At 60.8% G+C, this 12,153-nt stretch carries 14 protein-coding genes; 12 read left to right on the forward strand and 2 right to left on the reverse strand.

Annotated features, from left to right (window positions below):
- The first annotated feature begins 37 nt into the window (after positions 1 to 37).
- From V3587_RS06010 to V3587_RS06040, 7 genes are all read left to right on the forward strand, one after another.
- On the forward strand, positions 38 to 1,003 hold the full coding sequence (locus V3587_RS06010) for an L-lactate dehydrogenase (protein ID WP_039972672.1): 966 nt from the start codon (positions 38 to 40) through the stop codon (positions 1,001 to 1,003).
- 40 nt (positions 1,004 to 1,043) lie between these two features.
- Positions 1,044 to 1,430: a phage holin family protein gene (locus tag V3587_RS06015; protein ID WP_003945275.1), complete on the forward strand. Its 387-nt coding sequence runs from the start codon at positions 1,044 to 1,046 to the stop codon at positions 1,428 to 1,430.
- A complete protein-coding gene (locus V3587_RS06020; protein WP_269612920.1) occupies positions 1,427 to 1,792 on the forward strand; it encodes a VOC family protein in 366 nt (121 codons plus the stop codon). The genes V3587_RS06015 and V3587_RS06020 overlap by 4 nt, the downstream gene beginning before the upstream one ends.
- Positions 1,793 to 1,867: 75 nt before the next feature.
- Positions 1,868 to 2,344 (forward strand): SRPBCC family protein, encoded by a 477-nt coding sequence (locus V3587_RS06025; RefSeq protein ID WP_007726321.1) that lies wholly within the window; start codon positions 1,868 to 1,870, stop codon positions 2,342 to 2,344.
- Between the two features lie 32 nt (positions 2,345 to 2,376).
- Positions 2,377 to 3,705 (forward strand): WS/DGAT domain-containing protein, encoded by a 1,329-nt coding sequence (locus V3587_RS06030; RefSeq protein WP_269612923.1) that lies wholly within the window; start codon positions 2,377 to 2,379, stop codon positions 3,703 to 3,705.
- A gap of 20 nt (positions 3,706 to 3,725) precedes the next feature.
- Positions 3,726 to 4,289 (forward strand): mismatch-specific DNA-glycosylase, encoded by a 564-nt coding sequence (locus V3587_RS06035; protein ID WP_283376209.1) that lies wholly within the window; start codon positions 3,726 to 3,728, stop codon positions 4,287 to 4,289.
- Positions 4,290 to 4,341: 52 nt separating this feature from the next.
- Positions 4,342 to 4,692 carry a hypothetical protein gene (locus V3587_RS06040; protein ID WP_283376210.1) on the forward strand — a complete coding sequence of 117 codons (351 nt, stop codon included), beginning with the start codon at positions 4,342 to 4,344 and terminating at the stop codon, positions 4,690 to 4,692.
- Positions 4,693 to 4,751: 59 nt separating this feature from the next.
- On the opposite strand, the gene V3587_RS06045 is transcribed toward V3587_RS06040, so the two are convergent.
- Together V3587_RS06045 and V3587_RS06050 are read right to left on the reverse strand one after the other, a co-directional pair.
- Positions 4,752 to 6,449 (reverse strand): fumarate hydratase, encoded by a 1,698-nt coding sequence (locus V3587_RS06045; RefSeq protein WP_007726313.1) that lies wholly within the window; start codon positions 6,447 to 6,449, stop codon positions 4,752 to 4,754.
- Positions 6,450 to 6,563: 114 nt separating this feature from the next.
- The gene (locus V3587_RS06050) at positions 6,564 to 7,685 is read right to left on the reverse strand and encodes a winged helix DNA-binding domain-containing protein (RefSeq protein WP_219466174.1); all 1,122 of its coding nucleotides are present in this window, start codon (positions 7,683 to 7,685) and stop codon (positions 6,564 to 6,566) included.
- 271 nt (positions 7,686 to 7,956) lie between these two features.
- Between V3587_RS06050 and V3587_RS06055 the strand changes: the two genes are divergently transcribed.
- The 5 genes from V3587_RS06055 (at position 7,957) to V3587_RS06075 (ending at position 12,039) form a co-directional block, all read left to right on the forward strand.
- Complete coding sequence (locus V3587_RS06055; protein WP_257898927.1) at positions 7,957 to 8,082, forward strand: hypothetical protein; 126 nt, start codon at positions 7,957 to 7,959, stop codon at positions 8,080 to 8,082.
- A gap of 331 nt (positions 8,083 to 8,413) precedes the next feature.
- Positions 8,414 to 9,418, forward strand: a complete 1,005-nt coding sequence (locus V3587_RS06060; RefSeq protein ID WP_042448805.1) for an alpha/beta hydrolase — start codon at positions 8,414 to 8,416, stop codon at positions 9,416 to 9,418.
- Between the two features lie 50 nt (positions 9,419 to 9,468).
- Positions 9,469 to 10,401, forward strand: a complete 933-nt coding sequence (locus tag V3587_RS06065; protein WP_283376211.1) for an alpha/beta hydrolase — start codon at positions 9,469 to 9,471, stop codon at positions 10,399 to 10,401.
- A gap of 85 nt (positions 10,402 to 10,486) precedes the next feature.
- The gene (locus V3587_RS06070) at positions 10,487 to 10,966 is read left to right on the forward strand and encodes a VOC family protein (RefSeq protein ID WP_003945229.1); all 480 of its coding nucleotides are present in this window, start codon (positions 10,487 to 10,489) and stop codon (positions 10,964 to 10,966) included.
- 110 nt (positions 10,967 to 11,076) lie between these two features.
- Positions 11,077 to 12,039 (forward strand): iron-siderophore ABC transporter substrate-binding protein, encoded by a 963-nt coding sequence (locus tag V3587_RS06075; protein WP_225320101.1) that lies wholly within the window; start codon positions 11,077 to 11,079, stop codon positions 12,037 to 12,039.
- Positions 12,040 to 12,153: the final 114 nt, after the last annotated feature.

Here is a 12,153-nt window from a genome sequence, read left to right on the forward strand (position 1 = left end):
TACTGCGAAATCGTTATCGAGCGAGCACCATTTACCCATGACGACGCCGAATCGTTCATCCAGACGAAAAGTGTCCGTTGTCGGTGCGGGAAGTGTCGGCACCGCAATTGCGTATGCGTGCCTGATACGCGGATCGGCCGACGCGCTCGCCCTCTACGACACCAACAGCGCAAAGGTCCGGGCCGAAGTTCTCGATCTCAACCACGGCACCCAGTTCACACCGCCGTGCACTGTCGACGGAGGCGATGACATCTCGGTCACCGCGGGATCCGACTTGGTCGTCGTCACCGCGGGTGCCAAACAGCATCCCGGTCAGTCGCGGCTCGAACTTGCCGCGGTGAACGTCAAGATCGCGCAGACACTGACCGAACAACTGTTGGCGGTGTCACCGGACGCGGTCCTTCTCTTCGTCACCAACCCGGTCGACGTGGCGACCTACGCAGCGATCCAGGCCGCGGGACCGTCGTACCGCGGCCGAATTTTCGGATCTGGGACCGTGCTGGACACGGCCCGATTGCGATTCCTGCTGGCTACCGAACTCGGAGTCGCGGTGGAGAACGTTCATGCCTTCATCGTGGGCGAGCATGGGGATTCCGAGATTCCGCTCTGGTCGAGCGCAACCATCGGCGGAGTGCCGGCAACCTCGTTCGTGGGACCGTCGGGTGGCGTCCTCGGCCCCGACCTACGCGCGAAAGTAGCGAAGTCTGTAGTCGAGAGTGCTTACGAGATCATCGAGGGTAAGGGTGCGACCAACCTCGCCATCGGATTGTCGAGCGCATTCATCGCGGAAGTCGTGTTGCGGGACGAACAACGGGTTCTGCCGGTGTCGACTTTGCAGAGCGGCGTCCACGGACTCGAGCACGTTTGCCTGTCCCTTCCCACGATGGTTGGTCGTGCTGGTGCCGGCCGAGTCCTCGAAGTGCCGCTATCGGAAAAGGAGGCTTCGGGGCTCCGATCTTCTGCCCGGACATTGCGAGAGGTGCAGGAATCTCTGGGATTGTGAATATCTGTTCTCCTTGATATCCGACATATAGGATCAACAAATGATCAGCTTCCTGATTCGCGCCGCGATCTTCCTGGGTTCTGCCGCTGTCGGGCTTCTAGTTGCGTCGTTGATTCTTTCGGGCTTCTCGGCGCCCACATCCGGATTCATCGTTGCGGTCGTGATCTTTGCGATTGCGCAGTCGGTCCTGGCGCCGTTCATCGCCACGGTGGCAAAGCGCCATGCACCGGCATTTCTCGGCGGAATCGGATTGGTGTCGACATTTGTCGCGCTGTTGGTGGCGTCGCTCTTCTCCAATCTGTCGATCTCCGGTGTCTCGACGTGGATTCTGGGAACCGTCGTCGTGTGGCTTGTAACCGCCGTTGCGACGTTGGTTCTTCCGTTGTTGTTCGTGCGTAAGAAAGTTCAGGAGAAGAAGGCACAGTGACGCGCCCGAACATCGGCATGGACTACACAGTCCTGGACTGCCCGGATCCGGCTGCATTGGCCAACTTCTACGTCCAGGTCCTCGAGTGGAAAAGTGTTCGCGACGAGGATGATTGGCACGTGATCGAAGGGCCCGGCGGGGGGCGGCTCGCATTTCAGCTCGCTCCGGATTTCGTTCCGGTGGACTGGCCGACCTCCGGTGTCGGGATCCATCTGGATCTGTTCGTGGATTCTCTCGACCCCGCCGAGGCTTGGGTGACGAACCTTGGAGCGCAGCGGGTGACCGACATTCCGGAGCATCAGACTTTCCGCGTGTACCGCGACCCGGTCGGTCACTATTTCTGCCTGTGCCTGCGGGACTGAGTGTCGACTCGCTCCGATCTCGTCGACCGTGGATAATTCCGAACACTTGTCACGCCCGAGAATTGGAGATCGACGATGGCTTCGCAGAATTCCAACGAATTCCTGGTAGAACGTACGACGATCGTCAAGGCAGAAGCACCGGTCGTCTTCGCGTTGATCAACGATTTCCATCAGTGGACTCAGTGGTCGCCGTGGGAAGGTCTCGACCCGGCGATGCAGCGTACGTACGCGGGTCCTGACGCGGGCGTCGGGGCTTCGTACGCCTGGGCGGGAAACAAGAAGGCGGGCTCCGGTTCGATGGTGATCACCGAATCCGTCCCGAATGAACGAGTAGTTTTGGACCTGGCCTTCCTCAAGCCGTTCAAGGCGCAGAACGTCACCACGTTTCTCATCTCGCCGAATTCCGGTGAAGTTCAGGTGACGTGGAAGATGACCGGAAAGAAGAATCTGTTCTTCAAGATCTTCGGTTTCATCTTCAGCATGGACAAGCTTGTCGGAAAGGATTTCGAGAAGGGCCTGTCCCAGCTGAAAGCTGCTGCAGAAAAGAGCTGACAAGCCGGTGGTACCGTCTCCCGGTGTTACGGATGACGCCCACCGATGCCCAAACCTTCTGGATTTCGGAGAAGATCCCGAACGATCAGCTGCTGCTCTACTGTTTCGACGGGCAGAGCCAGCACATGGACGAGCTACGACGCTCGGTGGTGGAAAGAGCGTCGCTCATTCCGGATCTCAATGTTCGGATTCGTGAATCACCGTGGCACCTCGACTATCCGGTGTGGGAGCCCATGCCGGTCGACGCCTCCTTGGTGAGAGTGCATGAGCTGCCCGAAAACTCGTGGCTCTCGTGCATTCACGGAATCGAGAAACTACTCGAGAACCACGTCGACCCGCGCGAGTCCCCGTGGACGCTGCACCTGTTTCACGGCGTCACCGGCGTCCCGCGCTGCAGTGGCCCGGCGCTCATCGCAGTTCTGCAGGTCGCTCATTCTCTGGCGGACGGCAAACGCGCGTCGGCGATTGCTCGCCAACTGTTCTCGCCGCAACCGCCCGCAAAGCAGAAGACGGACGTGCGGCGTAGCGGAACAGCCGAGATTCTGGGCCGCGCCGCCCTGCGCCTTCCGGGCCAACTTGTTTCGCTGTTCCGCGACGGCCGGGCGGGGCACCGCGCGCAGTTACAGCTCCAGGCGGACACCGAATCGGGAGTTGTTGCGCCGCAGGCGGCGAGCCGTCCGAAGGTGCGCTCGAACATCCCTCCCGGACCGCACCGACTGGTGCGCATGGTCGTGCGGGACAGCGCAGATTTCCGTGGCGACGGCGTATCCGTCACAGTCGGAGCGATGACAGCCATCTCGGTAGCGATGGCGAACTACCTCACCGAGCGAGACGGCTCGGTACCGCCCGAATTGGGAGCTGAGGTGACCATCGCCAAGGCAGGTACACCCACGGCGCGCAATCACTTCCGCAATGCAGGTGTCGGGCTGTTCCCGGAAGTCGATGATCTTCGTGAGCGAGCCCAACTGATCAAGGAGTCGATGGACGAGCGTCGCGCACGTGCGTCCCATCCATCCAGCGCAGCGTCGGATCTCGCGCTGAACGCGGTTCCCGGCCCGCTGGTCCGTTGGGGCGTGCAGCAATACGATTTCACGGCAGTACCCGACGAGGTCACTGGAAACACCGTGGTGTCGAGTGTCGCGCGCGGTGACGCGGATCTGGCGCTCGGAGGCGGCGTCGTTCGGTTCACAGCGGGCTTCCCGAGTTTGTCGCCGGTCATGTCGTTGACCCACGGCGTACACGGGATCGGGGACACGGTGACGATCAGCATCACCAGCAGTCCGGCCTCGATTCCGGACATCGATGTGTACGAGCAGATGATGCACGACGCGATCGACGAGGTGCGCGAGGCGCTGTCGTGACGGCCTGATGTACTGGCTGCATGGGATTCACGCGCGCCGAACTGGAATCGTTCCGAGACGCCGAGATCGAGGATCTGATCGGGTCGGATTGTCGGCTGTTGTTCGTCGGTATCAATCCGGGACTGTGGACGGCGGCGACCGGCGCGCATTTCGCCAGGCCGGGTAATCGGTTCTATCCGGCACTGCTGAGGGCAGGCATAATCAAGCATGCGATCGATCCTTCCGCGGGTATGTCGGACGCTGACACACAGCATCTGATCGATCGGGGAGTGGGGATCACCAATTTGGCGGTGCGGGCAACTGCGCGCGCCGATGAATTGACGTCGGAGGAACTCGCAACTGGCGGAGTTCGGGTCCGAAACATCGTGCGCGCAACCAATCCAATAGTTGTTGCCTTCGCCGGGATCACCGCCTATCGAACAGCTTTCGGTGACAAGAAGGCGATGGCCGGGCGTCAGGACCGTGATTTCGAGGGGGCAAAACTGTGGATCGTGCCCAATCCCAGTGGTCTCAACGCACACGAGACGGTGGACACCTTGGCAGCGAAATATCGTTCCGCCGCATTCGAAGCCGGAATTCTCTGAGAGAAGTCGCAGTTCCGTTCGGCCAGAACAAGGTACAAGTCAAAGTGCTTGTATGTCTGTTCTATACAACGTCTTTGTAGTGATTCACCTACTCGGCATGGCTGCCCTGGTCGGTAGCTACTTCACCGTCCTCAAGGCTCCTTCGATCACCGAGGTCATGGTGTGGGGTGCCAGGATGCAGTTCGTGTCCGGCCTGATCATCGTCGGGTTGGGCGAAGACGCCCTGGACAAGAACTACATTCACGCGAAGATCGCTGTGAAACTGGTGCTTTCGCTGGTCATCGTGGCGCTTGCCGAGATCACCCGTGCGAAGCAGAAGAAGGGCCAGCCCAATCCGAACCTGGTACACGTCGTCGGCGGTTTGTCGATCGCGACCGTGTTCGTGGCCGCGCTCTGGACCTGACAAAGACACAAAGAGCCCCGGCGATCGAAACTCGCCGGGGCTCTTTGCTGTTGACGTGTCTACAGGCCTGGACGCTTACCGATCGTCAGGGTCACTTCACCGGTATGGGCGAAGAAGTCGTTGCCCTTGTCGTCGACGACGATGAACGCGGGGAAGTCCTCGACATCGATCTTCCAGACGGCTTCCATACCCAGTTCGGCGTACTCGAGGATGTCGACCTTCTTGATGCAGTCGAGGGCCAGACGAGCCGCGGGTCCACCGATCGAACCGAGGTAGAAACCGCCGTGCGAGTTGCAGGCGTCGGTGACCTGCTTGGAACGGTTTCCCTTGGCGAGCATGATCATCGAGCCACCGGCGGCCTGGAACTGCTCGACGTACGAGTCCATACGGCCGGCTGTGGTCGGGCCGAACGAACCCGACGCCATGCCGTCGGGCGTCTTGGCGGGGCCGGCGTAGTACACCGGGTGATCCTTGAGGTACTGCGGCATCTCTTCGCCTGCGTCGAGACGCTCTTTGATCTTGGCGTGCGCGATGTCGCGTGCCACGACGAGCGGACCGGTCAAGGAGAGACGAGTCTTCACCGGGTGCTTGGAAAGCTCGGCGAGGATCTCCGACATCGGCTTGGTCAGATCGATCTTGACCGCAGCACCCTTGCCGGTACCCGAAATGCCATCCGTCTCTTCGTCGAGCTGAGCGTCCGTGACCTCGGGCAAGAAACGGCCCGGGTTGAATTCGAGCTGTTCCAGGAACACGCCCTCCGGGGTGATCTTGGCCTTCGCCTGTCGATCTGCCGAGCAGGACACCGCAATGGCGACGGGCAACGAAGCGCCGTGGCGGGGGAGTCGGACGACGCGGACGTCGTGGCAGAAGTACTTGCCACCGAACTGTGCGCCGATGCCGATCTTCTGTGTCAGCTCGAAAACCTTCTTCTCGAGCTCGTGATCGCGGAAGCCGCGACCCGTGATGGCGCCTTCGGTGGGCAATTCGTCGAGATAGTGCGCCGACGCGTACTTCGCCGTCTTCATCGCGAACTCGGCCGAAGTACCGCCGACGACGATTGCAAGGTGGTAGGGCGGGCAGGCTGCGGTGCCGAGTGAGCGGATCTTCGCCTCGAGGAACTGCATCATCGAGTCGGGGTTCAGGATCGCTTTGGTTTCCTGGTACAGGTAGGACTTGTTGGCGCTTCCGCCGCCCTTGGCCATGAAGAGGAACTTGTACGAGTTCTCATGTCCGGCAGCAGTATCGGCGTACAGCTCGATCTGCGCGGGCAAGTTGTTGCCGGTGTTCTTCTCGTCCCACATCGTGATGGGGGCGTTCTGCGAGTAGCGCAGGTTCAGACGCGTGTAGGCGTCGTAGACTCCGCGGGCAATGGACTTCTCGTCGTCGCCGGGGGTGAGCACATGCTGTCCACGCTTGCCCATGACGATGGCGGTTCCGGTGTCTTGGCACATCGGCAGAACGCCGGCAGCGGCGATATTGGCGTTCTTGAGCAGATCGAGCGCGACGAACTTGTCGTTGTTCGACGCTTCGGGATCGTCGAGGATGCTCGCGAGCTGCGTCAGGTGATCTGTGCGCAGGTAATGAGAGATGTCGTGCAGCGCCGTTTCGGTCAGCAAGCGCATCGCTTCCGGCTCGACCTGCAGGAAGGTGCGGCCGTCCGGTCCCTCGACTGTCGACACCCCTTCGGTGGTGAGCAATCGGTACTCGGTGGTGTCATCACCGATCGGCAACAGGTCCTCATAGAGGAAGTCGGCCATCATCTCTCCTGAACAAGGGTGCGTGCGAAGGTCGCATTCAGGTTATCGTTGGGGGTTTCCTTCTCCGAATCGGGGCGGGTGTGAGCTGGAATTATCCGGATGCCACTGGCTCGATCAAGATACTTCGACCAGTTCGGAGAGCTCGACGCCGCGAAATTCGGCAAGTATTTCGGCCTGCTCGGCCACTGCTGCGCGGGCCGATCGAGACCACGTTCCCCACGGGGTGATCGCGACCTTCAGCTTCTTTCCGGATGCTCGTGGTCGCCACAATCCGGTGATCGTGCCACCGACCACCACCGTGCCCGGTCGCCCGAGGGTCGGCCACACCGTCTTCTGGGCGGTCGGATCGGGAACCAGGGTCTCCCGATCCTTGAGCTGTACATACGGATCGAAAGGCCCGAGCAAGCGCGTACTCGAATCGGTGGGGGAGCCGAACAAGTCTTCGCGGTCCTGTTCGAGAATCCACCGCTTCTCGCCGTTCACCTCGATCTCCTCGGCATCGACTGGCCAGTGGGCTTTGACATCCCTGACCGGAGCATCGAGAAACGACGCGACGTGAGCAGGAGTCGCGGGGCCGTAGAACCGCAGATAACCCCGGATCACGTCGAAGCGGGAATCTGCGTCTGCGCCCGTGGCGCTGAATGGGCGTCGGCGCCAACCCGGAATGCGTTCGAGCACTGGGGGAGATGTGTCCGGCTGTAGCTCGAGGCCTGCCTGGAGTGCCGCGAGCCGGAACGGCATCTCGTACAGATGAGTGGCATTGCACGGGCGGCAGAATCTCAGATAGGGCTCGGTCACTCGGTTGGTCAATTGCGCGGACATCTCGCCCTTGACGGTTGGTTTCGAGACGATGTCCCGCATCGCTGCAGCAATTGTTTGCAGGGAGGTCATCGTCGGGATGCCGGCGGCCTTCAGTGGCCGATTCGCGTCGTAAATGCGTTTGGCTGCATCGGCTTCGCTGAACGGCGACGTGGCGACGGCGATGGCAGGCAGGTCGCCCCGACGGTAATAGTGGGGAGCTCCGCGCAACGTCCAGGCAAGAGCGAGCTCAGTGGCGTCGCCGCGGATGCCGCGGATCCGCAGGGCCCAGGCGGCTCCGTCAGGTCCGGTGTTCTGAATCCCGAGATCGAGAATGCTGCAATCGCTGTGATCGGCGTCACCGACAACCGCTCGGTCGAGTTGATGGCGGTGCCACCGGAAATTAGCTACCTGCGTGAGTGAGGTTGCGCTAGACATGATTTCAGTTTACTGGTGGGTAACCGCAGGATTTAGGGCGGTTGATCAATGCGGCGACAGAATTGGTCAAATTCGACCGATTCGCCGGAATTTTTTCAGTAGCAGACCTTATTAGTCGAAATAATGACCCCATTGTCGGAATCCTTTGCCAACTGGTCGTTCGTATGATTACTGTTACCCACGTCACGGATACATTACAGATGTGATGCAGCTGTCACAGCACTGTCGGGTGCTTTTGGCAGCTGACCTCTGACCTCTCAAGGAGATTCACATGGGTTCGATGGAATCGATTCTCGCCGCTGCCCTCGGCGGCTTGGGCTCGTTGTTTGCTGCTGACGGTCTTCTCGAAACTTTCATGGGTTCGGTTGAGACCAACCTCGGTAGCTTCGGCGGCTAAAAGTCTGGCCTCTCAGGGGTCTGCAGTCATCTGCTTCAGCTTGGCGTACAAAGCGCCCACCAACATAGGAGTTCACATGGGTTCGCTCGACATCATCAAGATTCTGACCACGGGTTCGAGTGCGATTGGCACCGAGATCGTCAACCTGTTGACTTCGCTCAGCGGAGGAACCCCTCCGGCCTGATCGGAGGGCTATAGGTTCCGAAAGGCTCACGCACTCGGTGCGTGAGCCTTTCCGTGTCGACCGGATCGAGTTTTTCCGATCACGTCGGGTTTGCCTGTTTCAGGCGGTACCGTTCGAAAGGTTCCGCTGCGGAAGAGAGTGACCCGGATGATCGAGACTCGTGCGTTACGAACGGTTTTCCGTGTCTTCGTGGCGTTGGCCACGTCAGTGTGTGGGTTCCAGCTCCTCACAGCACCGGGTCACGCGCAGTCGGCGGACAGCAGGCTGGTCGACATCTCGGTGTACTCACCGTCGATGGGGCGCGACATTCCGTTGCAGGTCTTGCGGCCGGCTGATACTTCGACGCCTGCTCCGACGCTCTACCTACTCAACGGAGTAGACGGAGGAAAAGACGACGCGACGTGGTCGGTGCGGACCGACGCACCGAAGTTCTTCGCGGACAAGCACGTCAACGTGGTCACCCCTCTCGGTGGAGCATTCAGCTATTACACCGATTGGGAGCGGCCGGACCCCGGCCTCGCGAAATCCGGCAACAACAACGGGGTCAACATGTGGACCACGTTCCTGACGGAAGAACTACCGCCAGTCATTGATTCGACATTCGGGACGACCGGCGAGAACGCACTGGCAGGCCTGTCGATGGCAGGCACGTCGGTACTGGATCTGGCTATGGCGGCGCCCGCGCTGTACAACAGTGTCGGGTCCTTCAGCGGGTGCGCGATGACGAGTCCGGGCATCGGGCAGGACTTCGTGAAACTCGTGGTCGCCGTCGGTGGGGGTGACGCGGAAAACATGTGGGGTCCGTACGACGGCCCGGGTTGGCCGGCTCACGATCCGGTTGTCAACGCGGACAAGCTACCTCGAATCCCGATGTACATCACAACCGCAACCGGAATTCCGGGTCCGTACGACACACTTGCCGATCCGCGGATCGACAACGACGTCACAGATTTGGCGTTGCAGCTTGTTCTCGGTGGCGGAATCGAGGCGGCAACTCACTACTGCACCACCCAGCTTGCGGACAGGACGAACGCATTGGGTATGAACAACATTCGCTACAACTTCAAGCCGGCAGGAACGCATTCATGGGGATACTGGGAAGACGACTTACACGACTCGTGGCCGATGATCGCCGCGTCGCTCGGCGTGTGAGGCCCCAACGAGCAAGTCTTCGAAGCGTCGTTCTCGTAGGCGCGCTCGCCTTGATTTCAGTACTGGCGCCGCCTTCGACCGCGCTCGCCGACGAGACTCCGCAGATAACGAGTGTCACCGAACTGTCTTCGCGCTTGGTGCTTCTCGACGTCGCGAGTCCCGCCATGGGGCGCACCATGGCGGTGAAAGTGCTGCTTCCTGCCGACCGCTCGGAACCGCGCGGGACGCTGTATCTCCTGGACGGCAATTCCGGGCAGATCGAAGAGAACAACTGGTTGGCCCCGGCTAACGGCGATATCGTCCCGTTCTTTGCCGACAAGAATGTGAACGTCGTACTCCCCATCGGTGGAACCGGCACCATGTACACCGATTGGCAGGAAGACCACCCGAAATTCGGTCGTCTGAAGTGGGAGACATTCCTGACAAAAGAGCTTCCCCCACTGATCGACACGAGGTTCGCCACCAACGGGCACAACGCAATCGGCGGGATCTCGATGGGTGCAGAAGCCGCGCTGATCCTGGCCCAACGCTCGGCCGGGTTGTACGACGTGGTCGCGGGCTACAGCGGCTGCTACACAACCGTCGGAGGATTCGGCAAGGCGTTGACCGATCTTGTGGTGATCAACGGAAATGCCCGTTCGGAGCAGATGTGGGGTCCGGCCGGCAGTGAGGCTTGGCAAGAGCACGACATTTTCGCCAATGCCGACAAGCTGCGCGGCACCAAGGTGTATCTCGCCTCGGGATCGGGACTACCAGGTCCGCACGAAACTCTCGATACTCCTGCCCTGGGCCGGGTATTGGTCGTCGGCGGGGTCATGGAACTGGGATCGAACCTGTGCACCAACCAGATCACTCAGGTGTTGCGTGATCGCGGAGTCGATGTCGCCCGCAGCGCTCAACCGGTGGGGACGCACGGTTGGCCGTACTGGCGCGACGAACTCGTTCGCTCCTGGCCGATGCTTGACTCTGCGTTGTCGGCTTGAGTAATTCCTTGCGATGAGTTTCCGGTTCGGGCCGGGTCTATAACCCTGTACACCTGTTTCGTAACCTCTCCGACAAGGACAGAACATGCCTTCCATCACTCCCTGTTTGTGGTTCGACAACCAAGCAGAAGAAGCAGCCAACTTCTACATCTCGGTGTTCGGTTCCGGGCAGATCCTGGGAATCGAAAGATACGTCGAGGGATCGCCTTCCGGAATGCCGGCGGGATCGGTGATGACCGTCAGCTTCGAGCTCGACGGTCAGCGATTCACCGGATTGAACGGCGGACCGATGTTCACGTTCTCGGAAGCAGTGTCTTTCGAGATTCCGTGCGTCGATCAGGCTGAGGTCGATCATTACTGGTCCAGGCTGACCGAGGGTGGGGAAGAGGGCCCGTGCGGATGGGCCAAGGACAAGTTCGGATTGTCCTGGCAGGTAGTCCCGAATCGCCTTCTCGAACTGATGAAGGATCCGGATCGGGCCAAGGCGCAACGCGCCACGGACGCGATGATGAAGATGAAGAAGATCGATATCGCGGAGCTCGAACGGGCCGCAGACGCGTCCTGAACACGATCTGGCCGATGGGCGACAGCCTTCGTTAGCTGATGCTAGCCTTCCCTAATTCTCGCTGGAGCGTTGGAGGAGTGCTGGTAACCATGCGAATCAAAGTCTCTCGAATGAAGATTGCAGTCACCGCCTTGGCCGCCTCGCTCGCCGTCGCCGGACTTGCCGGCTGCAGCAGCGACAGCGCTGACGCACCCGCGGAGGCGGGAGCAACCGTCTCGACCATGTTCGGCGACGTCGAGGTCCCGGCCAACCCGGAGCGCGTCGTCGCGCTCGGTTGGTCGGATGCCGAGACGGCACTCGCTCTGGGCACTCAACCAGTGGGCGTCGCGGACTGGATGGCGTTCGGCGGCAAGGGCGTCGGACCGTGGATTGCGGACGAGTTCACCACCGACCCGAAGATCCTCGGAACGATGGACTTGAGCGTCGAAGACGTCATCGCGCTCGAACCGGACCTCATTCTGTGGACGCGAAGCGACAACACGCAGGCCACCTACGACAAGCTCAGTGCCATCGCACCGACGGTCGGGCCGCCGCCGGGTCTCGCCACGGCCTACGGGACGACGGTCGAGCAGCAGACCGAACTCGTCGCCAAGGCACTCGGCAAAGAATCGGAAGGCAAGGCGCTACTCGACGGCCTCGACGCCAAGTTCGAGGCCGCGATTGCCGCCAATCCGAACTTCGCGGGCAAGACCGCGGCGGTCGGCGCCTACAGTTCCGACGGCTACGGCGCCTACGTACCCGGCGACGCACGCGCAGACTTCATGACCCGCCTCGGCTTCACGATCCCGACGGCGATCACCGAAAAAGCCACCGGAAACTTCTACATCCCGGTCGCCAACGAGAACCTGAACCTGTTCGACGCGGATCTCACGGTGCTGTTTCCGATCTTCCTCGACAGCAGTGCGTTTGCGAACGATCCGCTACTGCGCGCAATCCCGTCGGCTCAGGAGGGACATCTGTTGATCCTCGATGACCCGGCACTCGTCAATGCGTTCTCGAGTGGCTCGGTACCGGGGTTGACCTACGCAATCGACAACGCCGTTCCGAAGTTTGCGAGCACGCTCGGCGCCTGATCAGAGCTGTTTCGGGACCTGCCCGTCACTGTGAGCGTGTTCGCAAACAGTGGCGGGCAGTTCTCGTGCGCCGGTACACTGGACAAAGTGAACTTTCAGCTAACGAGCGGCGGC

Source organism: Rhodococcus sp. IEGM 1306, assembly GCF_036541985.1.
In the GTDB taxonomy this organism is placed as follows: domain Bacteria; phylum Actinomycetota; class Actinomycetes; order Mycobacteriales; family Mycobacteriaceae; genus Rhodococcus_F; species Rhodococcus_F qingshengii.

What these genes read in the sequence shown, in the direction of transcription:
- V3587_RS06010 (WP_039972672.1), top strand. Translation starts at nt 38, where the DNA reads ATGACGACGCCGAATCGTTCATCCAGACGAAAAGTGTCCGTTGTCGGT.
- V3587_RS06040 (WP_283376210.1), top strand. Translation starts at nt 4,342, where the DNA reads ATGTCTGTTCTATACAACGTCTTTGTAGTGATTCACCTACTCGGCATG.
- V3587_RS06035 (WP_283376209.1), top strand. Translation starts at nt 3,726, where the DNA reads ATGGGATTCACGCGCGCCGAACTGGAATCGTTCCGAGACGCCGAGATC.
- V3587_RS06050 (WP_219466174.1), bottom strand. Translation starts at nt 7,685, where the DNA reads ATGTCTAGCGCAACCTCACTCACGCAGGTAGCTAATTTCCGGTGGCAC.
- V3587_RS06060 (WP_042448805.1), top strand. Translation starts at nt 8,414, where the DNA reads ATGATCGAGACTCGTGCGTTACGAACGGTTTTCCGTGTCTTCGTGGCG.
- V3587_RS06055 (WP_257898927.1), top strand. Translation starts at nt 7,957, where the DNA reads ATGGGTTCGATGGAATCGATTCTCGCCGCTGCCCTCGGCGGCTTGGGC.
- V3587_RS06045 (WP_007726313.1), bottom strand. Translation starts at nt 6,449, where the DNA reads ATGGCCGACTTCCTCTATGAGGACCTGTTGCCGATCGGTGATGACACC.
- V3587_RS06030 (WP_269612923.1), top strand. Translation starts at nt 2,377, where the DNA reads ATGACGCCCACCGATGCCCAAACCTTCTGGATTTCGGAGAAGATCCCG.
- V3587_RS06070 (WP_003945229.1), top strand. Translation starts at nt 10,487, where the DNA reads ATGCCTTCCATCACTCCCTGTTTGTGGTTCGACAACCAAGCAGAAGAA.
- V3587_RS06025 (WP_007726321.1), top strand. Translation starts at nt 1,868, where the DNA reads ATGGCTTCGCAGAATTCCAACGAATTCCTGGTAGAACGTACGACGATC.
- V3587_RS06015 (WP_003945275.1), top strand. Translation starts at nt 1,044, where the DNA reads ATGATCAGCTTCCTGATTCGCGCCGCGATCTTCCTGGGTTCTGCCGCT.
- V3587_RS06075 (WP_225320101.1), top strand. Translation starts at nt 11,077, where the DNA reads ATGAAGATTGCAGTCACCGCCTTGGCCGCCTCGCTCGCCGTCGCCGGA.